The 22,699-nt window shown below is 64.3% G+C and carries 16 protein-coding genes and 1 tRNA gene; 4 read left to right on the top strand and 13 right to left on the bottom strand.

The genetic code is table 11. From position 1 onward, the window contains the following. Positions 1–133 precede the first annotated feature (133 nt). The 6 genes from DKM43_RS00920 to DKM43_RS00895 all read right to left on the bottom strand — a co-directional run bounded on the left by DKM43_RS00920 (position 134) and on the right by DKM43_RS00895 (position 9,924). The gene (locus tag DKM43_RS00920; protein ID WP_145960450.1) at positions 134–1,807 is read right to left on the bottom strand and encodes a hybrid sensor histidine kinase/response regulator; all 1,674 of its coding nucleotides are present in this window, start codon (positions 1,805–1,807) and stop codon (positions 134–136) included. Between the two features lie 50 nt (positions 1,808–1,857). Beyond that, complete coding sequence (locus DKM43_RS00915) at positions 1,858–2,487, bottom strand: LuxR C-terminal-related transcriptional regulator (RefSeq protein WP_109796606.1); 630 nt, start codon at positions 2,485–2,487, stop codon at positions 1,858–1,860. Positions 2,488–2,791: 304 nt separating this feature from the next. After that, positions 2,792–5,119 (bottom strand): TonB-dependent receptor, encoded by a 2,328-nt coding sequence (locus DKM43_RS00910; protein WP_109796605.1) that lies wholly within the window; start codon positions 5,117–5,119, stop codon positions 2,792–2,794. A 21-nt stretch (positions 5,120–5,140) separates the two neighbouring features. After that, a complete protein-coding gene (locus tag DKM43_RS00905; RefSeq protein WP_109797014.1) occupies positions 5,141–7,183 on the bottom strand; it encodes a TonB-dependent receptor in 2,043 nt (680 codons plus the stop codon). A 120-nt stretch (positions 7,184–7,303) separates the two neighbouring features. Further along, positions 7,304–8,740 carry a porin gene (locus tag DKM43_RS00900; protein ID WP_109796604.1) on the bottom strand — a complete coding sequence of 479 codons (1,437 nt, stop codon included), beginning with the start codon at positions 8,738–8,740 and terminating at the stop codon, positions 7,304–7,306. Between the two features lie 161 nt (positions 8,741–8,901). After that, positions 8,902–9,924: a PQQ-dependent catabolism-associated beta-propeller protein gene (locus tag DKM43_RS00895; RefSeq protein WP_330857594.1), complete on the bottom strand. Its 1,023-nt coding sequence runs from the start codon at positions 9,922–9,924 to the stop codon at positions 8,902–8,904. 198 nt (positions 9,925–10,122) lie between these two features. On the opposite strand from DKM43_RS00895, the gene pedF reads away from it, so the two are divergent. From pedF to DKM43_RS00870, 4 genes are all read left to right on the top strand, one after another. After that, the gene (pedF, locus tag DKM43_RS00885) at positions 10,123–10,566 is read left to right on the top strand and encodes a cytochrome c-550 PedF (protein WP_109796601.1); all 444 of its coding nucleotides are present in this window, start codon (positions 10,123–10,125) and stop codon (positions 10,564–10,566) included. Between the two features lie 59 nt (positions 10,567–10,625). After that, positions 10,626–11,450: a substrate-binding periplasmic protein gene (locus DKM43_RS00880; protein WP_109797013.1), complete on the top strand. Its 825-nt coding sequence runs from the start codon at positions 10,626–10,628 to the stop codon at positions 11,448–11,450. Positions 11,451–11,772: 322 nt separating this feature from the next. Then, a complete protein-coding gene (locus DKM43_RS00875; RefSeq protein WP_109796600.1) occupies positions 11,773–13,530 on the top strand; it encodes a methanol/ethanol family PQQ-dependent dehydrogenase in 1,758 nt (585 codons plus the stop codon). A 142-nt stretch (positions 13,531–13,672) separates the two neighbouring features. Further along, positions 13,673–14,323 carry a response regulator gene (locus DKM43_RS00870; RefSeq protein ID WP_201739757.1) on the top strand — a complete coding sequence of 217 codons (651 nt, stop codon included), beginning with the start codon at positions 13,673–13,675 and terminating at the stop codon, positions 14,321–14,323. Between the two features lie 25 nt (positions 14,324–14,348). Here the strand turns inward: DKM43_RS00870 and DKM43_RS00865 are convergent, their stop codons facing one another. From DKM43_RS00865 to DKM43_RS00835, 7 genes are all read right to left on the bottom strand, one after another. After that, positions 14,349–16,634, bottom strand: a complete 2,286-nt coding sequence (locus DKM43_RS00865) for a hybrid sensor histidine kinase/response regulator (protein ID WP_109796599.1) — start codon at positions 16,632–16,634, stop codon at positions 14,349–14,351. Beyond that, entirely contained in the window at positions 16,631–17,848 is a 1,218-nt protein-coding gene (locus DKM43_RS00860) for an FIST N-terminal domain-containing protein (RefSeq protein ID WP_109796598.1), read from the bottom strand. The genes DKM43_RS00865 and DKM43_RS00860 overlap by 4 nt, the downstream gene beginning before the upstream one ends. 155 nt (positions 17,849–18,003) lie before the next feature. Beyond that, a complete protein-coding gene (locus tag DKM43_RS00855; protein WP_109796597.1) occupies positions 18,004–18,312 on the bottom strand; it encodes an EthD family reductase in 309 nt (102 codons plus the stop codon). A 111-nt stretch (positions 18,313–18,423) separates the two neighbouring features. After that, positions 18,424–19,944, bottom strand: coding sequence for an aldehyde dehydrogenase (gene adh / locus DKM43_RS00850; protein ID WP_109796596.1), 1,521 nt, complete (start codon positions 19,942–19,944; stop codon positions 18,424–18,426). Positions 19,945–20,246: 302 nt separating this feature from the next. Further along, positions 20,247–20,321, bottom strand: a tRNA-Gln gene (locus tag DKM43_RS00845). 94 nt (positions 20,322–20,415) lie between these two features. Further along, on the bottom strand, positions 20,416–21,264 hold the full coding sequence (gene yghU, locus DKM43_RS00840) for a glutathione-dependent disulfide-bond oxidoreductase (protein WP_109796595.1): 849 nt from the start codon (positions 21,262–21,264) through the stop codon (positions 20,416–20,418). Between the two features lie 25 nt (positions 21,265–21,289). Continuing rightward, complete coding sequence (locus DKM43_RS00835) at positions 21,290–22,645, bottom strand: peptidylprolyl isomerase (RefSeq protein ID WP_109797011.1); 1,356 nt, start codon at positions 22,643–22,645, stop codon at positions 21,290–21,292. Positions 22,646–22,699: the final 54 nt, after the last annotated feature.

The raw sequence follows: 22,699 nt of genomic DNA, 5'->3' as shown, positions 1-22,699 counted from the left end.
AGAACGATAGTGACCATAGCGGGCAACACAAGCTGATCCGCCGCGCTCCGTGCGGATTCTGCGGCAGGTGCGGCTCAATCGCTGCTTACGCTTCACCCGGCAAACAGATCAACCAACGCGACGTCCTTGGAGCCTAGTCCGCTGTCAACGCTGCGAGCAGGACCGGTTCGGGCACCGGCTTCAACAGCAGCGAACACCCGGCCTCGGCTACCTGCTGCGCGGTTGCCCCGGTGGCGTCACCGCTCATGACGAGGGCGCGCGCGTCCGGGCAGATCTTGTGCACGAGAGCGATGACTTTTGCCCCGCTGTCTTCGCGGCCCAGGTGCCAGTCAGTAATCACCGCCCACGGGCGCAGGCCCTGCGCAAGGGCGTCGGCCACTTCGGCGGAACTGGCACAGGCCCAGACCTGTGCGCCCCTCATGCGCAGTGTCCCGGCCATCGCCTCGCGCGTGTCGACCCGGTCTTCCACAAGCAGCACGATCTGTCGGTCGAGCGTGCGATCGGGATCGGCAGCCTCATGTTCCGGCGTTGCGGAGGCTCGCAGTGTGCCTTCGGGCAGGGTCAGAACGAAGGCACAGCCGCCTGTCCAGCGCGGATCGTGAACCAGTGTGCCATCCATCAGCATGGCCATTTCCCGCGCAATTGCCAGACCCAGCCCCGATCCGTGGCCCAGCCGTCGCGTTCCAGCCCCTTGGGCATAGGGCAGGAACAGGGCTTCGGCTTCTGCCGCCGGGATACCGTTACCATCGTCAAGCACGGCAATCTGCACGCTTTGATCGCGGCGACGCACCAGAACCCGGACACGCGTGCCGTGGGAATGGAGGAGGGCGTTGGTCAGGAGATTGCGCAGGATGCGGGTTAGCAGCGCCGGGTCTGCGTGCACGACCCGATTGCTGCGGGCGATCCGCAGAGCCATGCCTGCCCGGCGCGCGGCCGGCGCCAGTTCATGTTCGAGTGCCTCAAGAATGGAGATGAGCGGCACCGCCCTGCTGCGTGCCTCCATTCGTCCACTTTCAAGGCGCAGGTGTTCGGCCATGCCTTCCAGCATGACCATGGCTTCCTCAAGCCCCCGCTGCACGCCCTCGGCGGCGCGCTCCTGCCGCTCGGCGTCGGGAGCATGCAGCACCTGGCGGAAGAACAGCATGGCCGCCTGCAAGGGCTGGCGCAGATCATGCGAGGCAGCGGCGATGAAGCGCGTGCGCGCATCGCGTTCGGCATGGGTTGCGGCCAGCGCGGCGGTGATGTCGGCCGACATCGCCTCTGCCCGCAGACGCTGGGCAATCGCACTGCGGATCGCATGCTTCAGCACGACAGCCGTGCCGATCATCAGCGCGCCGAAGGCCAGCAGGAAGATGGCGAGGGAATCGGCATAAAGCGTTTCGCTGCGAAAGAAGAACAGCGCCGCCGATCCGAAGATGGCGATCACGCCAAAGGTGATGTTGCCAATCGCTTCGGCCGTGGCCACCACCTGTCCGCTGATCGCGGCGGAATAGAATATGACCATCAGCAGTTGCAGCGGTTCGGATGCGTAGGGCAACAGCATCCATACACTGGCCGCCACGACCACATCGAACAGCACGGCCACGACCTTGCCCAGAGGCGACCAGAAGCGTTCGATCTGTTCGGCATCGGGTTTGCGGATATAGATCAGCAACGGCACGGTCAGCATGATCGCCGTGACAACGCCCATGGAACCCGTCCACGACCATAATACGTGCGGCGGCACCAGCGGGGCGAACAGCGAATGGACATAGGCCAGCGTGCCGGCCACCAGCAGTGTGAGCAATCCCGTCAGCGCAAATTCCATGCGCGATTCAGCAGCGCGGACTTCGCGGTGAATAAGGCCGTCGTCGGGTGTCAAAGCAGGCCGCGCCCGCGCGCTATGGCAACCGCTTCGGTGCGGTTGACCGCGCCCAATGCCGACAGGACCTGCGCGACATGGGCCTTCGCCGTGAAGGGCGAAATGCCTAGTTCCCTTGCAATAAGCTTGTTCGCGCTGCCATTGGCCAGAAGGTGCAGGACCTGCAACTGGCGCTGTGTCAGGCAGCTTTCAACGGCAGGGGCGGTGGGCGCATGGACCGCTGTCTCCAGCGCCAGATTACGCACGGCATCGGGCAGATAGCGCCCTCCGGCCAGAACCAGTCGCAGGGCCGCCTCTACGACTTCAGGGCGTGAAGACTTGGGGAGAAAGCCATGCACGTCCATTTCAAGCGCCATGCGCAGGTGATCCGGGTTTTCGCTGCCGGAAAAGACCACGACCCGCGTTTGCGGGCAGGCCGCTCGCACAGACCGGAGGTTTTCGCGTGGGTCTTCGCCGGGGATATGAAGGTCCAGCAGAAGCAAGTCCACAGTGCCTAGACGGCGCACCCGATCCAGGGCATCGCTACAGGAATGGGCGATGTGAACCTGCGCGTCGAACGCGGCTTCGACCGTCATGCCCATAGCCGATGCGACAATGGGATGGTCATCGCAAATCAGCACCTGCATTACTTGCCCCTGTAATCCGGTGTTGACGGAGGGAATATGGCGTGGGGCAAAAGTTTACAAGAGAAAGCGGGCTATTGTCGTGCAAATCTTCATTCTGGTTATTGCAAGCCGGAAGTCGCCGAATGGCAGTAAATCGCTTAATGGGCTGATGGGATCACGCTCTACTGGTGCGAGGCTTAAGATGGAAGCGTAAAACGGCATGTATCTCTGGATCGAGACTCCATCTATCCCAATGAGATGATTTGATAAAAGCTTTGCTTTTCCGCTCCTGCGCGATCGCAGCCGCGGACTGCGAAACGCAGGTTCAGAACTGCGTGCGCAGGGATACGCTGATGCGCCGGGGCGCGCCGGGGGCATAGGCGCGCGGATTTTCGGCGCCAGGCGCTTCGGCCAGTGCGATATCGTCGATTTCGGCGAAGGTGCCGAAGGTTGCGTAGCGCCGGTTCAGCAGGTTGCGCACCTGCGCCACAAGGCTGAGGCGCGGCGTGAGGCGTAGCGCTCCATCAAGATCGAACACCACATAGGCGGGCGTGCGCGGATTGTCGTTGCCATCATCGCCCGCAAGGAACTGGCCCGAACGCGCACGCATGGTCAGCCCTGCGCTCCACGTGCGCGCATCACGGCCAAGGCGCAGGTTGAGCGCGTGGCGCGGCACTGCGGGCAGCCGGTCTCCCGGCCGCACCGTAATCTCTCCCGCATCGTCTGCGGCCGGATTGGCGGGGCTGGACATGACGAAACCATCGCGAAAGCGCGCATCGGTGAACCCATAGACAAGGCTGGCACGCCAGCCATCGCGGTTCCAGTCGAGCGAGGCTTCGATTCCCTGCCGCCGGGTCTGACCAAGATTGGCAAAATAGGCGCGTCCCCGGATCTGCGAGGCGATCATGCGGATGTCATCGCGCGTATCGGTGCGCCAGGCGTTGAGCCGCCATGCCAGCGTTTGCGCAGCCGCGGCATCGCCATCGGCGGCGCCGGAAAGACCCAGGTGCCAGTTGCGCGCTGTCACCTGCTTCAGGGGGGGATCGGCAATGAAGAAATTGGCCAGCGTGCAGGGAGCATCGGGATCGGCGCAGCTCAGTTCGGCAGGGGTCGGGTTGCGGCTGGTGAGCGAGAAGCCCGCCGCCGCCTTGATGCCGGGAGCCAGTGCATAGTCGAACTCGATCGAAGGGTTGAACCGGTTGAAGGTATGATCCCCGTCAAGCGCGGTTCCCAGCCGGTCGTCCATGCGCACCCGGTTATGCGAGAAGCGCGCCCCGGCCTCGACCGAAAAACCGCGCATGAGCGGAAGTTCGACGCTGGCAAAAACCGCCAGATCATCAACCTTCGAGACGAGGTCGACCGGCTGGATCGCGCCCTCCTCTGAGGCGAGCAGCAGGCCGAGCGGTTCGACCGAACGATCTTCTTCCAGTTCGCCCAGTTCGGTCGAGGCGCGAAAACGGGTGCGGGCATGTTCCCATGCCACGCCCAGCGCGATACGCCGCGTTCCAATGGCGGTCTCGCGCTCATCAAGCCATTGCAGCATCGCGCCCAGCGCATCGGTGCGTTCCTGCCCCCGGTTGAATACCGCCGGATCATCGCCAGCCGGATCGAATGGCACGAAAGCGCCGCCGGAAAGCAGGCGGTCCTCATAGCCATCGTCCTCTTCGCCCACGCAGAGCAGGCCGGGCGCATCATCGCACGGGCCGAAATCGGCAAGATCGCCATTGGCATTGCTGCGGCGCAGATGCTGGTAGTGGGCGCGCAGTTCGATCCGCCCCGACTGTCCGGTTTGCACCCACGGCGCGGCCACAATGCGCGCAAAGCGGGTGCTGGTGGTATCGGGCCGGGTGAACACGGCCGAATATTGCGCATCCAGCAGTTCCACCGGCGAAACGCCGTTGCCGGTCAGCTCGCTTGCCGCGCCAAGGGCGGACAGTTCAATCCCCCATCCTGCGCCGGTATGCACCCCCTTGGCGAAGGCGCGGTAGAGCTGAGAGGGGCTGGCCACGCGCCAGCCCGCATCGCGTCGCGCTTCGGCGGCGACCAGCAGATTGCGTGTCTGCGTGCCTGTGCCAAAGCTGAACGCGCCGCCTGCCATGCCGGTGCTGTCAGCATCGGCCAAGGCGCTCAGACCTGCGAGCGATGCGCCATCGCCCGTCTGGAGCAGGAGCGTGCCAGCCAGTGCATTGCGGCCCAGAACGGGGTTGGCATCGTTCACCTGCGCGCGCACCAGAACGGTATCGGGCACAAGATCGAGCAGCACCACATCGCCGAACGGCTGGTTGAAGCGCACACCATCGAGATAGACCGCCATGCCCTGTTCCGCGCCCTGCAAGGCACTGGCCGAAAAGCCGCGCCACAGGATCTGCGCCTGCCACGGGTTGCCGGCCGCCTCGGCCAGGGTCAGACCGGGAATCGCCCGTTCCAGCGCGCGGCCCAGATCAGGCCGGCCCGACGCATCGAGCGCGGCGCGATCCAGCCCGCGCGCCTCGTCGGTATCGATCAGCCCGCCCGGTGCGCTGACCACGATCTGCGCGTCGCTACCGCCGCGCGCTGCGCCATCGGCGGTCAGGGCATCAGGATCATCGGATGTGGCCAGTGCCGGAACAGGCGCTGCTGTCAGGAGGAAGAGGACGAGAAGATGGCGCGTCATCGGGCTTGCTCCTTTGCAGCTTCACATCGTGAAACGCAGCCCGGCCCAGACAGTGCGCGGCACGCCAAGGTCGATCGAACCGCCCGAGTTGCGCGTGACGATTTCGGTATCGAACAGGTTTTCGCCGCGCAGGACCAAGCTGGCCCCGCCGCCCAGCGGCACCTGCGCGAACAGATCGAGCGTGGTGGCCGCCTTCAGACTGTCGATCTGGAGATCGTCCTCATATTGCTGCCCGACATGGCGCAGCGTTGCGGCAATCTGCCAGCCTGGTGCAGGCGTCAGCGTAAGCGTGCCCGATGCAGCGATGCGCGGGGTCTGGGCCGGGCGCTTTCCGGTAAGCGGCGAGGCCGCACCGTTGCGCAGTTCGGCATCGGTCCAAGCGAGCGAACCATCGAAACGCGCGATGCCCACACTGGCGCTGGCCGTTGCTTCGATCCCGTGGGCGCGGATCTCGTCGACGTTGCGGCGCTGGCGCAGGTTCGTGCCAATGGTGACGTTGGCGATCGCGTTTTCGATCCGGTTATCAAACCCTGTCAGCGAAAGCGCAAAGCCCTCGGCAGGGGTAAGGTCGATGCCTGCTTCGAAGCCCTTTTGCCGTTCGTTGCGCAGCGCCGCATTGGCCTGCGTGGTGACGGGAAAGACGGTGAAGGGGCGGTAAAGTTCATTGAGCGTGGGCTGGCGCAGGCCGGTGTAGGCCGCAGCGCGCAGCGCGACCACCGGGCTTGCCCGCCACAGCGCCCCGCCGCGCCATGTCAGCGTCCAGTCCGCCTGCCGGGCATAGTCGCTGCGGCTGGTGACGGTGCCCGCCGCATTGCGCACTTCGAAATAGCCATCGGCAATCACCGTGCGGTCGGCGCGCAGGCCGCCTGTCAGCACGATCCGTCCCAGCGTCATGTCGTTTTCGGCATAGAGACCGAAATCGCTGTTCACGCCGCCTGCGGTGCGGCGGGCGGTGATGGCGCCGGTGTTGGCGTTGAATGCGGTTTCGCGCATCGTCCCGCTCAGCCGCCGCCAGTCTGCGCCAAGCCGCAAGACATTGCTTTCGCCCAGCGGCGGGCGCACTTCAAGCTTGCCGCCGATACCCTGCGCGGGGGTGGCGAACTGATCGAGGGTGGGGCGGAACGTGGCCGCCGACACAACCACGTTGGAAAAGTCCCGTGCCTGGAAATAGGCCAGCGCATCGAACTGCCAAGCCCCACGGCCCACCAGACGCAGGCTGGCATCCTCACCTTCGGTTGAGGTATCGGCGCCGGCAAAGCGCAGCACCCGGTTGTCGCGATAGACGGCGATGCGGCTTTGCAGTTCCACATCAGGCGCGATCGGCGCGACCGCGCGCACCGCAGTGGACCATGATTCGTATGCGGCGCGCACCGTTGCCGGGACGCGCTGCGCAGGCGGAGTGGTGAAAAAGCCCTTGCCCCGGTCCCAGCGGCCCGAAACCACGACAAAGCCCTGGCCCAGACGCGGCACGATTGCGCCGCTCGCCTCGGTTTCGCCGCGCTGGCTGGCGAGCAATTGTGCCGATACACGCCCCAACGCATCCGGTCCGGCGCTTTCCAGCTCGATCGTTCCCGAAAGCGCGCCCGCGCCAAACGGCCCGGAGCCGCCGCCGCGTGTCACTCGCACCGCGCCCAGCGTATCGGGGGCAAGCGCGGAAAGCGGCACATAGCCGAAGAACGGATCGACCATCGGCACACCATCTAGCAGCACCAGCGCGCGGCTGGTGGCATTGCCGCCCAGCGCCCGCAGGGTGACGCCCTGCGCCGAAGGATTGGACGAGCGGCTGTCCGACCGGCGGAACTGCTGAAATCCCGCAACGTTGGTCAGCACATCCTCGATTCGGCCCGATGCCGCGCGCAGCAGCGCATCGCGCCCCAGCGTGACGGCGGCATAGGCAGGCGTTCCGGGCGTTTCGCCAAGGCCGTTGCCGGTGACAACGATCTGCTCGGCGCGAACGCGTTCGGCGGCATCGTCATCTGCGGGGGCTTCCTGCGCGATCGCCGGCAGGGCGCCAAGGGAAAGGGCGAAGACTCCGGCAAGGATAGCGCCGGTGCGAAAGAACATGTCATCCATCTGCTGCGACTTTCAGGGATACTTCAGCATTTTCAGTATGCCGGCAGCCCTTTGCGGGGATCATGGGCTGCCGGCAAGGGTGCACTTGGATCAGGCAGGCAAAATGCCACCTCAGAAGAAGAGGATGCCGCCCAGTGCAACCGCGTCGCTCTGCGCGCTGTTGCCGGAATGGGCAACCGCCTTGGAGCGGACATATTCCCCGATCAGCGTGACCCACGAGGTCAGCCCGTAGCGCACCTGACCGACGTAGCTGGAATTGACCCTGACAAGGTTCGGATTGGCAAGCCGGTCGGCCATGCTGGCATGATCGAGGCGGCTTTCACCATAGCTGCCGCCGATCGAGAACTTGCCGAAGGTGGCCAAGGCCTGCGCATAGAAGCCCTCGCTCTTGCGGCGGGAAATGCCGGTGCCATTCTGGGCAAGGCCGGTATCGAACAGGCCGAAGACCGTGGTGCCAAGGCCGGTGGCGGTGTAGTAGTAGCCGAGCGCGGTCAGCGGGCCGACCGTGACCTTGCCGCCCACATCCAGCCCCTGTCCGGTGAAGCTGCCGCCTGCTGCCAGATCATGCTTCTGCGTGATGCCCGAAACCCACAGGCGGGTGGCAACATCGCCGAACTTGCCATCATAGGTGAGCTTGCCCTGGAACCCCGGCGCGGAGTTGCTTTCCGCAGGCCCGGTGAGCGAGGACAGCGGCTGGAACACGCCGACAGAGGCCTGAAATCCGCTGAACACGGGCGAGGTATAGGTGATCTGCGGTTGGAAATCGGTGTAGATATAGCCCGATCCGATGCGGCCCAGCGTGGTATTGCCCGGCGCGACATTGCTTCCCGGCGAACCCGAAGACAGCAGCGTGATGTCGTTCAGGATCGCCTCGGACCCGAACAGGCCGATATCGCGCCCGATCTTGAAGGTGCCGATCTCAGGCTTGCCGAAAGTCAGGAAGGTCTGGCGAAAATCGATGCCAGCGGTGGCAAGCGCCGTGGGCTGGCCTCCGTTGTTCGCGCCCAGTGCGCCCCATGCAGTGGAGTTGATGCCCGGATACATGCCGAACGTCGCGCCCACGTCCCAGCCGCCCTGATTGGTGCTGACCGCGATCTTGAGAAAGCCGGGCAGCAGACCATTGCGCACCGCGCTGGAATTGTTGCTGCCAACATTGGCAATGCCGCCCACCACCGCGGTGCGCGCCGATGGCGTATCGGGATTATCGTGGACGTAGAAGCCGTTGACCGAACCGGAGAAGGTGATCGTGGCCGGGCCGACTTCAAGTCCGATGCCGCTTTCGGTCGTGCGGACAAGGCGGGTGGTATCGATAGCGGCCTGCGCGCGCGCGGTGGCATCGCCCGCAGGTGCGGCGGCAGACGCCGGAGCAGCAGGGGCGGGCGAAGGCCGCGCCTCCTCGGCCAGCAGTTCCTGGTATTCCTCGTCGGTCAGGATTCCCTTCTCGTGCAGGCGCTTCAAGAGTTCGGGCGTTCCGGCATGGGCGGGCGATGCCGCAAGGGCGATGGCACCCAGTGCGGCCGAGGCGCAAAGCGCCCTGGTGATCTTCATGATGTTCCCCTCCGTGAAAGGCGTGTCGGTTATCCTGCGACTGGGGGAAACAATGCTGCGCAGCATCGCCGCGCGATATTGGACTTATGGCCTTGGACTTTGGGATGAGACGCAGTGCATTCTTGGCATCTGGTTGCGGTGTCTTGCCGGGCGTTGACCGGTCATTTGCCTATGGCAACGCCCCAAGGTCCTGCGCCCGCCGCAATGGTGCCGACAACCCGGCGTGTGGCAATGTCGATCACGGAAACCGTATCGCTTGCCCCGTTGGCGACGACGGCGCGGCTGCCATCAGGAAGGATCGCCAGATGCCACGGCCGTTCGCCCACGGGCACGTAGCCACTGATCCTGCGGCTCTGCACATCGACGAAGGCCACCGCATCGGCCCGGCCGAGTGCGACAATCGCGGTGCGTCCATCGGGCGTGAAGCGGATGCCGCAGGGCATCACCTTGTAATCGGGAATCCCCGGCGGGGCGAAGTGGATGGTGTCCACCACCTCGCGCGTGGCCACATCGACAACATGCACTGTGCCCGCCATTTCCGCCGCCACCCAGACCTGCGCGCCATCAGCGGTGAACTCGACATGGCGCGGACGGGCATCGGTTTCGGTCTCGTGAACCACGGCGCGCGTGGCCAGATCGATCCACGCGACGGTATTATCCTCCTCGCTCGTGACGAGGAGCCACTTGCCATCGGGGCTTTGCGCCACACCTTCCGGCTCGTCGCCCACGGGCACCTGCCAGGCAACGCGCCGGGTCTTCAGATCGATCGCGGTCACGGCAGCGTTGTCCTCGTTTGCCGCGAACAGCAGGCTGCCATCGTATGATGCAAAGAACTGTTCGGGATCTGCCCCCGAAGGCAGCGTGGCAACCAGCGCGCCATTGGCAGGATTGCGCATCTCGACAGCGTTGTCGGCGCTGGCGGCTACCAGCAGTGTGGCACCATCGCGGGTCAGGGTGATGCCGCGCGGCCGCTTGCCCACCGCCCACTGCGCCACCGCGCGCCCGTTGCCGCCGTCCGCGCCCAGATCGATCACGGTCACGGTGTTGCCGCGCTCGTTGCTGACATAGACCGTCTGCGCCGTTGCCGCCGTGGCCGCGGCAATCACGGCTGTGAGCATTGCGCCCAGCAATGTGGCCGTGCGACGCTGCCATGCGATGCGCGCCGGGCGTCGGGTTGGTTTCATGGTGCCTCTCCACAAGCTTGTCGCCGGCCAGCATAAACCCGGCACGGCCATTGCGGTATGGCACCTTGGCCTAATACCATTGTCCAATATGGGCGCAGCGCGGGGTGTGAAAGGAAGGGCGGGCATGGCGCAGGCGGAATGCGAATCCGCGTTGCCGACCGGCCAAAATGAGCACTTGTCGCAGAGGATGTTTGAGCCATGACCATTTCCTACGGCCGCGCGGCCCTGCTTGCTGCGGCGGCGCTGGCATCGGCCAGCATTGCCACCCGCCTTTCGGCCCATGGTGATGTCACGCCTCAGGCGGTGGACACGTCCGCCCTGCCCGATATTGAGGGCGGAAACGATAACTGGACTGCCGTAAACCCCTATCGCGGCAATGAAAAAGCGATCGAAATCGGCCAGTCCGCTTATGGCCAGAACTGCGCGCGCTGTCATGGGCTGGATGCCATTTCCGGCGGGATTGCACCGGATCTGCGCTATCTTGAACTTGGCGATGCGGGCGATGAATGGTTCGTCGAACGCTTCCGCCACGGATCCAGCCACGATGGAAAGGTCTATATGCCGCCCTTCGGCGAAGTGCTGGGCCAGAAGGCGGGCTGGGCGATCCGGAGCTGGATCGAGACGAAGCATACGGAAGACTGATCGTGCGGCAGGGCTTCAGACGTCGCGATCTGCTTGCCCGGATTGGCGCTGCGGCCGTGATGAGCGCGCTCGCGCCTTCGCGGCTTGTTGCGGCACCGCTGGAAAAGGTCAGGGATCTGGGGGTCTTGCGGGTCGGTCTTTACGCCGACAACCGACCGTGGTCGTGGTCCGATACACCAGGCGGAAGGCCGCTGGGAATTGATGCCGAAATCGCCCGCGCGCTTGCCGAAGCGCTGGGCGTGCGGGCCGACATCCAGCTTTTCCCGGCGGACGAGGATATTTCCGACGATCTGCGCAACGTTGTCTGGCGCGGCGGACTGCTGGGCTTCCAGCCTTGCGACGTGATGCTGCATGTGCCCTTTGACCGGGTGCTGATGCAGCGTGAGAACAATGTCGTGTTCCTTGCCCCTTATTATCGCGAGACCTTCGGTGCGGCCTGCGCGCGCGATGGCGGCAATTGCGAAGCTTCGCCCGCCGCATTCAGGGGGCGGAAGGTGGCGGCCGAACTGGCATCCATCCCTGACTTCTACCTGCTCGGACATGCAGGCGGAGCGCTGGCGAAGGATCTCGTCCATCTGCCGAGCGGCTATGCCGCAGCGGCCAGCGTTGCCGACGGCAGCGCCGATTTCGTGGTTGCGACAAGCGCGCAGATCGAGGCGGTTGTCCACGACTATCCCGGTGCTGGCATAAAGGTGCGCAAAGGCGCCTTGCCGCAGATGATGTCCGCAGGCTGGGATATCGGCATTGCGGTGAAGGAGAACTCCCGCACGCTGGGCTTTGCGCTGGATGCGCAGATCAGCCGGATGATTGCCGATGGGCGCATGGCCGCCCTGTTTGCGCAGCAGGGGGTCGCCTGGCGGCCTGCGCTTGCCGCGCAGGGCTGAGGCCCGGACAGCTTTCAGGGGTTCCGCACCATGTGCGGACAACAGGGGGACGGGGACATCGACTGCGACCGGTGTCCCCCGAACCGCGCACCACGCTGCGCGCATTTCTGCACGGCAGCCCATGACTTTCCGGCATGTGCGGTCCCTCTCATTGCCTGCTTCCTCTCATCCCCCGCTTCCTCTCATCCCAAGGTGCAATTGTGCAGCAATGCGCAGCCGATAGGCTTGATGACGACGATCGGGAAAGCTGTCTGGCCCAAGGCCTGTCGCAACGGCAGCCCGCCCGGCGCGCGGAAGAATATCCCATAACAGGAGGGACAGGATGAAGCGGCGTATCTCCAATTTTATCGCGGGGCTGGCGGCAGCCACCAGTCTGGTCGCTGCCCCGGCCATTGCCGGCGGACCGACCAGTGCGGACATTCTCAATGATGCGGCAACGCCCGGCGATGTCATCAGCTACGGCATGGGCCCGTGGCAGCAGCGCTTCAGCACGCTCGACAAGCTGAACACGCAGAACGTGAAGAAGCTGGTGCCGGTCTTTGCGGCATCGCTGGGCGGTGAAAAGCAGCGCGGGCAGGAGTCGCAGCCGCTGGTCTATGACGGCACGATCTATGTCACCGGGTCGTATTCGCGTCTCTTTGCGTTCGATGCGCGCACGGGCGAGAAGAAGTGGGAATACAACGCCCGCCTGCCCGACGGCATCATGCCCTGCTGCGACGTGGTCAACCGCGGCGCGGCGATCCACGGCGACAAGGTGATCTTCGCGACGCTCGACGCGCGGCTTGTCGCGCTTGACCGGCACACCGGCAAGGTGATCTGGAACAAGAAGACCGGCGACTATCAGGCAGGCTATTCGGCTACTGCCGCGCCGCTCATCGTCAAGGACATGGTCATAACCGGCAATTCCGGCGGCGAGTTCGGCATTGTGGGCGCCGTGCAGGCGCGCAATGTCGAAACCGGCGAACTGATCTGGGAACGCCCGGTGATCGAAGGCCATATCGGCACGCTCAACGGCCAGCCTAACGGCATGACCGGCAAGCTCAATGCGAGCTGGACCGGCGATCTGTGGAAGACCGGCGGCGGCGCCACGTGGCTTGGCGGCACCTATGATCCGGGCACCAACCTTGTCTATTTCGGCACCGGCAATCCGGGACCGTGGAACAGCCACCTGCGCCCCGGCGACAACCTCTATTCCGCTTCGACCCTTGCGATCGATGCCGATACGGGCGTCATCAAGTGGCACTACCAGACCACCCCGCATGATGGCTGGGACTTTGACGGGGTGAACGAGTTCATCCCCTTTGACGCCACGATCAAGGTCAATGGCAAGGACAAGCCCATGAAGCTGGGCGCCAAGGCTGACCGCAACGGCTATTTCTATGTGCTTGACCGCACCAACGGCAAGCTCGTGGGTGCTCACAAGTTCGTGATGCAGACCACCTGGGCCAATGGCATCGATCTGAAGACGGGCCGCCCGAACTATGTGCCCGAAAACCGCCCTGGCGCTCCCACCGCCGATGGCAAGGGCAAGTCGGTCTTTGCATCGCCGTCGTTCCTTGGCGGCAAGAACTGGATGCCGATGGCCTATTCGCAGGACACTGGCCTTTTCTATGTGCCTTCGAACGACTGGGGCATGGACATCTGGAACGAACCCATCGCCTACAAGAAGGGCGCTGCCTATCTGGGGGCGGGCTTCACCATCAAGCCGATCGCCGAAGACCATATCGGCGCACTGCGCGCGATGGACCCGGCCACGGGCAAGATCGTGTGGGAATACCGGAACAAGGCGCCGCTGTGGGGTGGGGTTCTTGCCACGCGCGGCAATCTGGTCTTCACCGGCACGCCCGAAGGCTATCTCAAGGCATTCAATGCCAAGACCGGCGAGGAACTGTGGCAGTTCCAGACCGGATCGGGCGTGGTCGGATCGCCGGTCACATGGGAACAGGACGGCGAACAGTATGTGGCCGTGATGTCGGGCTGGGGCGGCGCGGTGCCGCTCTGGGGCGGCGAAGTGGCCAAGACCTTCAAGGAAATCAGTCAGGGCGGAATGCTCTGGGTGTTCAAGCTGCCACGGCAGTAACAACCCGCCGGATGCGCCATGCCCCTGAGCGGGGGTATGGCGCTCCTCGACCTCCCCGGTTAGGATAACTATGAAGACCGCCACCGCGCCGCATCCGGCCGGACTGACCGCACCGGACGGCGGACAGACCGCGAGGAGCCTCATGCCGCAAAGCATCGTTCCCGAACGCGTCCTGATCGTCGACGATCATTCGCTGGTGCGCGATGGCCTGCGTTCGATCTTCGACGATACCTTTCCCGATTGCACCATTCTTGAGGCCGACAGCCTTGAATCGGCACTGGCCGTGCTGGCCGAAGCAGGCGACGTCGATCTTGTGCTGCTGGATCTCAACATCCCCGATGTGGCGCATCTTTCCGGGCTTGAAGCCCTGCGCGATGCCTTTCCAGCAACCCCGGTGGTGATGGTTTCGGGCGTGACCGACCGCAAGGTGGTGCGCGATGCTCTGGCGGCAGGTGCGGCGGGCTTTGTGCCCAAAAGCCTCAAGCGGGCGGCAATCGTCGAGGCACTGGGGCAAGTGCTTTCGGGCGAAATCTACATGCCCGAACTTGAAGGCGATGATTCCGCCGCGGCCGAGGAAGACCTCATTCGCAGCCGTATCGAAAGCCTGACGCCGCAACAGCGGGTGGTGCTGGGCCATCTGGTTGCAGGCCGCCTCAACAAGCAGATCGCCTATGAACTGGACGTTTCGATGACCACGATCAAGGCGCACGTATCGGCCATTCTCCAGAAGATGAACGTGTTCTCGCGCACGCAGGCCGTCATCATGGCAGGCAAGGTGGGCTTCAGGGGATAGTCTGCACCCCGCGCGGCCCGCGCGTTCACAGCACGTCGAGTTGACGCAGCAGAGCGCGAAGCTGGGCAGGCTTGACCGGCTTGTTCAGCAGCGGCAGCGATTGCGCGGCAAGGCGGGCCTTGGTCTCCTCGCTGCGATCAGCGGTGATGAACACGGCGGGAATGACACGACCGCCAAGCTGCACCGCGCCACGTGCGCGCAGATCGGCCAGCGCTTCCTCGCCCGTCAGCCCGTCATCCAGATGATAGTCCACGATCAGCAGCGCCGGGCCTTGGGCCAGTGCCGCACGGGCTGCCGGATCGGCCGGGCCGCGCGCAACCACGACTTCAAGACCCCAGTTTTCCAGCAGGGCCTCCATGCCTGCAAGGATGGCGGGATCGTTGTCGATCACCAGCACCATGCCACCCATGCGGCCCGCGGCGGCGGCCACCGGCGCCTGTGCCGGTGGCAGCATGACAGGCGCCACCCTTGGCAGCACGATCGAGAAGGCCGCACCCGCGCCCGGTGCCGTATCCAGTTCGATGGCATGGCCCAGCATGCTGGACACGCGCCGCACGATGGCAAGTCCCAGCCCCTTGCCGGGAATCTTCTGCGTCTTGCCCACGCGGCGGAACTCGGCGAAGATCTCCTCGCGGTCGGCCTCGGCAATGCCGGGGCCGGTATCGCGCACGGTCACGCGCACCATTGCGCCAAGGCCACCGGCGCCAGCCTCTTCCGAAACTTCCACCCTCACGCTGCCTGCCTCGGTATAGCGGATGGCGTTCGACACGAAGTTCTGGAGAACACGGCGCAGCAGGCGCGCGTCGGAACGCACCCACAGGCCGGTTTCGGGCACATCGAACGCCAGCCCACCGGCTGCGGCGAGCGGGGCGAACTCCACCCGCAGCGCATTGAGGATTGTGCCAAGGGCATGGTCGCTCACTTCGGGCTGGATCGCACCTGCATCAAGCCGCGAGATTTCAAACAGGGCTTCAAGCAGATCCTCGACCGAATCGAGCGCCGTGCTGGCCTGCTGCACCAGCGCGCGCGGGCGTTCGGGCAGGGCAAGACCGTCCATCGCGGAAACGAACAGGCGCGCGGCATTGAGCGGCTGGAGCAGATCGTGGCTGGCCGCAGCAAGGAAGCTCGTCTTGGAACGATTGGCGGTTTCGGCCTCGTTCTTGGCTTCGACGAGCTGCCGGTTGACCTCGACCAGTTCGGCGGTGCGCTCCTGCACGCGCCGTTCCAGCAGTTCTGCCGTTTCGGTCAGCGACCGTTGCAGGCGCACATGGTCGGTCACGTCATCGAAGGTGAAAACCATCCCGCCATTGTTCAGCGGAACCGAACGGATCACGAAGTTGCGCCCAGCCATGAGGCAGTCGGCGGAAAGCTGCGCTGTCGTGCCTTCGCGCCACGTCAGGGCATCGGGGCATTCCAGCCCCAGCTTCCAGGTGCACCATTCGATCAGTGCGGCGTGGCTGTCGACATGGCGGAGCAGCTCCGCGCTGCTTCCCGAAAGGCCAAGAACCCGCAACAGCCCCTCGTTCCATGCCTGAATGCGGCGCTGCGCATCGAACAGGCAGACGCCTTCGGAGAGCGTATCGAGCGTGGCCTGAAGCGCCAGGTTGCGTTCGGCCAGTTCAAGCGCGCGCTGGCGGGCATCCTCGGCCTTGACCGAGGTGATATCGGTATAGATGCCCACGATCCCGCCATCGCTGGTGCGGATTTCGTTTATCTGGATCCAGCGCCCGTCGCTGAGTGCCTGAACATGCGCGCCCTCGGCGCGGCGATGCCGCTCCACCCGTTCGGCAAGCCAGCGTTCGGGCGCGCTTTGCGATCCGGCCATGGCCCCGGTCTGCGCAAGGCGGCTCGCCAGTTCGCTGAACTCCGGCGCGCTTCCGGCGATATCGGCAAACTCCGGGAAAATGCGCAGGAAAGCCCGGTTGCACAGGACCATGCGGTCTTCCGCGTCGAACAGCGCGAAGCCGTCATCCAGCGATTCGATCGCATCGCGCAACATCACGCGCGCGGCGGTTGCGTCCTCGTTTGCCGCTGCCAGTTCGGCAATCACGCGGTTGAGTTCGGCCATCGTGGTTTCAAGTGCGATCGTGCGGTCACGCACCACCGTTTCGAGCGCAATGGCCGTCTCGAACATTGAGAAGGCGCCGCCTTCCATGTCGACCGAACGTTCCACCCGGTCCATCAGCGCGGCATTGATCTTCTCAAGCTGGCGGATGCGCGCCTGAAGGCGGGCAATCTCGCTTTCGCCCTCGACCGGAGCGGGCGGGAGAATGCCGCCTGAAGGCAGGAGGGCGGAAAGGTTCGCGCTCATCGTCCGATCGCCAGCCCAGTGAAGGTCTGGTTCATATGAGCGGCGCGGAACTGCTCGCCATAGGTGTTGAAACCGAAGACCCGGTTGGCAACATAGCGGCGCGATACGGCCCCGGCCTGCTGGCGGTCCTCGGCGTCGAGCCGGTTGAGCACGCAGTCGAAGCCGATGACATGATCGATCTCGCCCACGCTCGCGCCGATTTCGGCAAACAGATCATCAAGCGCGGCCACGCGGTCCACGGGTTCGCCGATGGACAGGACCACGCCGGTATCGATGGCGCAGTAGAAGGTCAGCGAGCCGTCGTCATTGGCGGTCTGGATCGAACGGACATGGCATTGTCCTCCCGTGCGCACGATTGGCGGATAGGCGGCGAAGAACTGCGCATCGAGTGTCGCAAGCGGGCTTCCGGCAAGCCTGCGGTATTCTTCTGCTGCCGGTGCGGCGTTGATCTCGTGAACGATACGCGCCTGGGCATCGGCTTCGGTTATCACCATCTTGGCGGGGCCGGGGCGGTAGAAGCTCTTGCAGAACACATGCAGCGGCCGCTCGCTGGTCAGCAGCACGACCACGGCGGCATCGGCATGGAAGCGCCCTTCGTGAAGGATCGCGGTATCGCGGAAGGAAAGACCGTCGCCACTTGACCCACCGATAAGCTGGATGTCGCCCAGCGCGTGCTGCGCGGTCATGGTCAGCAATTCTTCGCGGTGGGAAAGCCCGTCGACGAAGAACAGGGCCACCTGATGCGAAGCCCGGTCCGCAGGGGCCGCGGCAACCCGTCCACGCCGCTCCTGCGCGACCAGCTGGCGGATGGCGGCCTGTGCGGAAGCGGGGTCGAACCGGTCGAGATCGTCGAACCGCACCGAAGCCATCGAAAAGGGGCCTTGCGGAAAGCCGATCAGCACCACGCTGCGGGTATCATAACCACGCTCGGTAAGTTCGCCCGCGCTGGTGCAGCCGAACAGCGGCACGTCCGGCAGGCGGTGGAGGAGCGCGGTTTCCAGCGCATCGCGCGGATAGGTGTTGGAGCAGAACAAGAGCGCGCCTGCCAGCTGTCGCTCTCCAAGCTGAGCCTCAAGCTGTTCAGCCAGTTCGGCAACTGCCGCAGCCGGATTATCGGCATGTGATGTGCACGCAACAACGCCCGATTGCGCCTGCGCGAACGCACCGCATCCGTCTGCCGCTTCTGCCCTTTCCAGAGCGCCTTTCGCTGCCATGGCCGACCATCCCCTAGCGACGGGCCTGCCTTCCGGCCCGCTTCTGCTGTGCCGCTGTCCTTATGCGGACATGCGAGCTTGGCCTTGCATCCTATGCCCCGCTGGCCATTGCGCCAAGCACGAAGCGGGGCCGACACCACAAGGTGCCGGCAAGATCAGACAACCTCGGCCACCAGCACACTGGCGCCGCCCGTGGCGAAGTTGGCGATATCGGCTGTTGCGGCCTGCGCCTCAGGGCTGGCCATGGCCTCGGCCATGGCGGCGGCATCAGCGAAGAAGAGCTGGGCCATGCGGTAGTAGGGCGCAGGGCTGCCATCCGGTCCGGGCAGACCCTTCAGCAGCACGATCCTTTCAACGCCGGGAATGCGCGCCGCGATGGGCATGTGGATGCTGTCGTAATAGGCTTCGAACGCCGCCGGATCGGCGGGGGCATGATAGATGACGTTGACGGCTACCTCAGGCATGGCTCTCTCCACGATGCGCGGCGCAATCCTTGCGCTTCTTTCACTGCCTGCGGCGCGGCTGCGGAGCCTTCCCTCCGCACCGCGCCGCGCCCTTTTTGCAAAGGGATGGGTTCAGAAGAAGCCGAGCTTCTTCGGGCTGTAGCTGACCAGCAGATTCTTGGTCTGCTGATAATGGTCAAGCATCATCTTGTGGGTTTCACGCCCGATGCCCGACTGCTTGTAGCCGCCGAACGCCGCGTGGGCGGGATAGGCATGGTAGCAGTTGGTCCAGACGCGGCCGGCCTGAATGCCGCGGCCGATGCGATAGGCGCGGGTTCCATCGCGCGTCCATACGCCCGCACCGAGGCCGTAAAGCGTGTCGTTGGCGATGGCGAGCGCTTCCTCGTCGGTTGAGAACTTCGTGACCGCAAGCACCGGGCCGAAGATTTCCTCCTGAAACACGCGCATCTTGTTGTGCCCTTCAAGCACGGTGGGCTGCACGTAATAGCCCTGCGCCAGATCGCCGTTGTGCGCCGCGCGGCCGCCGCCGGTCAGAACCTTGGCGCCTTCGTCGCGGCCAATCTGGATATAGCCAAGGATCTTCTCCATCTGTTCGGAAGATGCCTGGGCACCGATCATCGTTGCCGGATCGAGCGGGCTGCCCAGCTTGATCGCCTCGACGCGCGCCACTGCCTTTTCGATGAAGCGGTCATAGATCGATTCATGCACCAGCGCTCGGCTGGGGCAGGTGCAGACCTCGCCCTGATTGAGCGCGAACATGGTGAAGCCTTCCAGCGCCTTGTCGAGGAAGTCATCTTCCTCGGCCATCACGTCGGCAAAGAAGATGTTCGGGCTTTTCCCGCCCAGTTCGAGCGTGCACGGGATCAGGTTCTCCGAAGCATACTGCATGATGAGGCGGCCGGTCGAGGTTTCGCCGGTGAACGCGATCTTGGCGATCCGCTTGCTGGTGGCCAGCGGCTTGCCTGCCTCAAGACCGAAGCCGTTGACGACGTTGAGCACGCCTTCCGGCAGGAGATCGGCAATCAGCTCGGCCAGAACTAGGATCGACATCGGGGTCTGTTCGGCAGGCTTGAGCACGACGCAGTTGCCTGCGGCGAGCGCCGGAGCCAGCTTCCAGGCTGCCATCAGAATCGGGAAGTTCCACGGGATGATCTGGCCGACGACGCCCAGCGGTTCGTGGAAGTGATAGGCAACGGTATCGTGATCGATTTCCGCGATGGAGCCTTCCTGCGCACGCACGCAGGCCGCAAAATAGCGGAAATGGTCGATCGCCAGCGGAATGTCCGCCGCGGTCGTCTCGCGGATCGGCTTGCCGTTGTCGATCGTCTCGACCATGGCCAGCAGATCGAGATTCGCCTCCATCCGGTCGGCAATGCGCAGGAGGATGTTCGAACGTTCGGTGGAAGAGGTGCGTCCCCACGCATCCTTGGCAGCGTGGGCGGCATCAAGCGCCAGTTCGATGTCCTCCGCCGTGCCGCGCGCCACCTGGCACACGACCTGCCCGGTCACGGGCGATACGTTGTCGAAATAGGCGCCGCGCACCGGGGCGACCCATTTGCCGCCGATGAAATTGTCGAACCTGTCGCGGATCAGCGACGCGCCTGCGAACTTGCTGAGGGCCTGCTGCAACATCCTCGTTCCTCCAGAAAAACGGATTGTCGTTGAGATCTGGAAGGCAGTGTGCGCCCACGGCGTGCGCGCGCCAATTATACCTTGGGACAAGGTGCCTGAAGCACGACGCATCCGGGCCTCCCGGCGCGTCGGCATCAGATGGCCTGCTTGAAGAAGGCGGGCTTATCGGGATGTGGCTTGCATCGGCCGCCTTCGTGATGGGCAAGCGGGATCAAGCGCCATCACAAAGCGTGGAGAGGCCATCTGCGGTGCAATGACTTTCCTGCCAAGGCATGTTTTGCCAAATTGTTCGCAGAGGGGCCTGGCTGGGGCGGCAGGATTCGAACCTGCGAATGCCGGTACCAAAAACCGGTGCCTTACCGCTTGGCGACGCCCCAACAGAGGGCGCGCTTATAGCGTGCGCGGCGGGTAATGAAAGGGGGATATGCAGAGGTTCGTGCCGAACTTTCGGGCGGCTTTGGCAATCCCTTGTCAGTCGCGACCGTCAAGCCCCGCCGCGGCGAAATCGCCCGCATCATGGCGTTCGGCAATGCCCTTGGCGGCATTGACGAGGCGGCCGCGCTGCACCGCCGGGCGGGCGGCAATCTCGTTCACCCAGCGCCCTACTTGGCTGTATTCTTGCAGCGAAAGAAACGTGGCTGCATCACCATAGGCGCTGCCGAAATAAAGGTTCGCGAGCCACGGAAAGGCCGCAATGTCGGCAATGGTATAGTCGTCTCCTGCAAGGAAGCGGCTTTCGGCAAGGCGCTTGTCCGCCACATCGAACAGGCGCTTGGTCTCCATCGCGTAGCGGTCGATCGCATATTCGATCCTGATCGGCGCGTAGTGATAGAAGTGCCCGAAGCCGCCGCCGATGAACGGCGCCGATCCGACCTGCCAGAACAGCCATGACAGGCATTCGGCCCGTTCCGGCCCGGAGGCGGGAAGGAAGGTGCCGAACTTCTCGGCCAGATGCATCAGGATGGCGCCCGATTCGAACACGCGCACCGGTTCCGGGCCTGATCTGTCCACCAGTGCAGGAATCTTGGAATTGGGGTTGATGCCCACAAAGCCTGAGGTGAACTGATCGCCTTCGGCAATGCGGATGAGCCAGGCATCGTATTCGGCCCCGGTCTGTCCCAGCTCAAGCAGTTCCTCCAGCAGGATCGTTGCCTTCTGGCCGTTGGGAGTGCCGAGCGAATAGAGCTGGAAGGGGTGCTTGCCAACCGGCAGGTCGCGGTCGGTCAGCGCGCCGGAGACGGGACGATTGATGCTGGCGAACTGGCCCCCGTTTGCCTTGTCCCACGTCCACACCTTTGGCGGCACGTATTCTGCCGACATCGTCTTGCTCTCCCTGCCAGACTGGTCAGTTGTATTCGATCACCGCATCGCGCCGCAGATCGCGCAGGTAGGTCTGTGCGCGCTTGTTGACCCGGTCGTCCTCGATCTGGGCCATCATTTCGTCGAAGCTGGGGCCGCTCGCGACCTGCGGGTCGTCGCGTCCGCACAGCATGAGCACCCGAACGCCTTCCTCGATCGAGCCGAAGGGCGGCGTGGTCTGGCCGACGGGCAGGGCAAGAAGCACTTCCTGAAGCGCGCCGGGCAGATCGCGCGCGCGGATCTGGTCGTTCGCCACGACGGTGGCGCCGATCTTCGCGGCTTGTGCATCGGCATCGCCGCAGCCTTTGATCGCCTTCACGGTGCTGGCGAATTCGGCTGCCTTGGCGGTGGCCTGTGCCGGGGTGGTGCCCTTGGCGAACTCGATCGAGATCTGCTTGAGGCTCAGCATTGCATCGCGCGGATCGGCGGTCAGAACCTGACGCTTGTCGATGAGGTAGATGATCGAAAAGCCGCCGCGAATCTCGATCGGGCCAGCAAGCTGGCCGGGGCCCATCGTCCCGGCAGTAGCCGCCAGTTCGGGTGGAAGCTGGCCCAACCTGATCCAGCCGAGATCACCGCCCACGGCGGCCGTCGAGGCTTCGGAATACTGGCGGGCATAGGCGACAAAACTTCCGCCTTCCTGCAACTGTTCGACGATCTTCTGCGCGTTGGCATAGACCTGCGGCTTGTTGATGTCGGTAGCGGAAAGGAAGATTTCACCGATGCGGTATTCTTCGGTGCCTTTTGATGCCTGAAGGCGCTGCATCACCTCCTGCACTTCGCTTTCCGACACGTTCACGAAGGGCTGCACGTTACGGCGCAAAAGGTTCTGCCATGCCAGTTCGCCGCGGATCTGGCGCTTGAGCGATGCGGCGGACGATCCGATGCGATCAAGATACTTTTCCAGCGCTTCGGGGGATTGTCCGAAGTTCTGCGTGGCGACACGCTCATAGGTTGCCTCGACCTGTTCGTCGCTGGCGGGCACATCGGATGCCTTGGCTTCCTGAATCTGCAGCGTCTCGTCGATGAGATTGCGCAGCACCTGCATTCGCAGGCGCTCCTTCTCTTCATCGTCGATCTTGCCGGAATTGGCCGAAACGATCAGGGCGAGCCGCTGCTCCACATCGGTTCCGGTGACGATTTCTCCGTTGATGATGGCCGTCGCGCGGCGCACGTTGGGGTCGTTCTTGCCGAACATCACCGGGTTTTCGGGAATGTTGAGCTGCCCATTGGCGCCCTGTGCCAGCACGGGCGAGGCGCACATGGCAGCCATGGCAACCGCCATCGAGCAATTGCCGAGCGAGCGCATCAGGGTCTTTCGGGAGAAGGTCAGCTTGGACATCATGCTTGAATATCGGTCCTGTCGAACTGGCACGCCTGCGGTTTCAGCAGGCCA

The organism is Novosphingobium meiothermophilum (assembly GCF_003171715.1).
GTDB lineage: Bacteria > Pseudomonadota > Alphaproteobacteria > Sphingomonadales > Sphingomonadaceae > Novosphingobium > Novosphingobium meiothermophilum.
This window is presented reverse-complemented; position numbering and strand designations above follow the sequence as displayed.

What these genes read in the sequence shown, in the direction of transcription:
- DKM43_RS00920 (WP_145960450.1), bottom strand. Translation starts at nt 1,807, where the DNA reads ATGGAATTTGCGCTGACGGGATTGCTCACACTGCTGGTGGCCGGCACG.
- DKM43_RS00915 (WP_109796606.1), bottom strand. Translation starts at nt 2,487, where the DNA reads ATGCAGGTGCTGATTTGCGATGACCATCCCATTGTCGCATCGGCTATG.
- DKM43_RS00910 (WP_109796605.1), bottom strand. Translation starts at nt 5,119, where the DNA reads ATGACGCGCCATCTTCTCGTCCTCTTCCTCCTGACAGCAGCGCCTGTT.
- DKM43_RS00905 (WP_109797014.1), bottom strand. Translation starts at nt 7,183, where the DNA reads ATGTTCTTTCGCACCGGCGCTATCCTTGCCGGAGTCTTCGCCCTTTCC.
- DKM43_RS00900 (WP_109796604.1), bottom strand. Translation starts at nt 8,740, where the DNA reads ATGAAGATCACCAGGGCGCTTTGCGCCTCGGCCGCACTGGGTGCCATC.
- DKM43_RS00895 (WP_330857594.1), bottom strand. Translation starts at nt 9,924, where the DNA reads ATGAAACCAACCCGACGCCCGGCGCGCATCGCATGGCAGCGTCGCACG.
- pedF (WP_109796601.1), top strand. Translation starts at nt 10,123, where the DNA reads ATGACCATTTCCTACGGCCGCGCGGCCCTGCTTGCTGCGGCGGCGCTG.
- DKM43_RS00880 (WP_109797013.1), top strand. Translation starts at nt 10,626, where the DNA reads ATGAGCGCGCTCGCGCCTTCGCGGCTTGTTGCGGCACCGCTGGAAAAG.
- DKM43_RS00875 (WP_109796600.1), top strand. Translation starts at nt 11,773, where the DNA reads ATGAAGCGGCGTATCTCCAATTTTATCGCGGGGCTGGCGGCAGCCACC.
- DKM43_RS00870 (WP_201739757.1), top strand. Translation starts at nt 13,673, where the DNA reads ATGCCGCAAAGCATCGTTCCCGAACGCGTCCTGATCGTCGACGATCAT.
- DKM43_RS00865 (WP_109796599.1), bottom strand. Translation starts at nt 16,634, where the DNA reads ATGAGCGCGAACCTTTCCGCCCTCCTGCCTTCAGGCGGCATTCTCCCG.
- DKM43_RS00860 (WP_109796598.1), bottom strand. Translation starts at nt 17,848, where the DNA reads ATGGCAGCGAAAGGCGCTCTGGAAAGGGCAGAAGCGGCAGACGGATGC.
- DKM43_RS00855 (WP_109796597.1), bottom strand. Translation starts at nt 18,312, where the DNA reads ATGCCTGAGGTAGCCGTCAACGTCATCTATCATGCCCCCGCCGATCCG.
- adh (WP_109796596.1), bottom strand. Translation starts at nt 19,944, where the DNA reads ATGTTGCAGCAGGCCCTCAGCAAGTTCGCAGGCGCGTCGCTGATCCGC.
- yghU (WP_109796595.1), bottom strand. Translation starts at nt 21,264, where the DNA reads ATGTCGGCAGAATACGTGCCGCCAAAGGTGTGGACGTGGGACAAGGCA.
- DKM43_RS00835 (WP_109797011.1), bottom strand. Translation starts at nt 22,645, where the DNA reads ATGTCCAAGCTGACCTTCTCCCGAAAGACCCTGATGCGCTCGCTCGGC.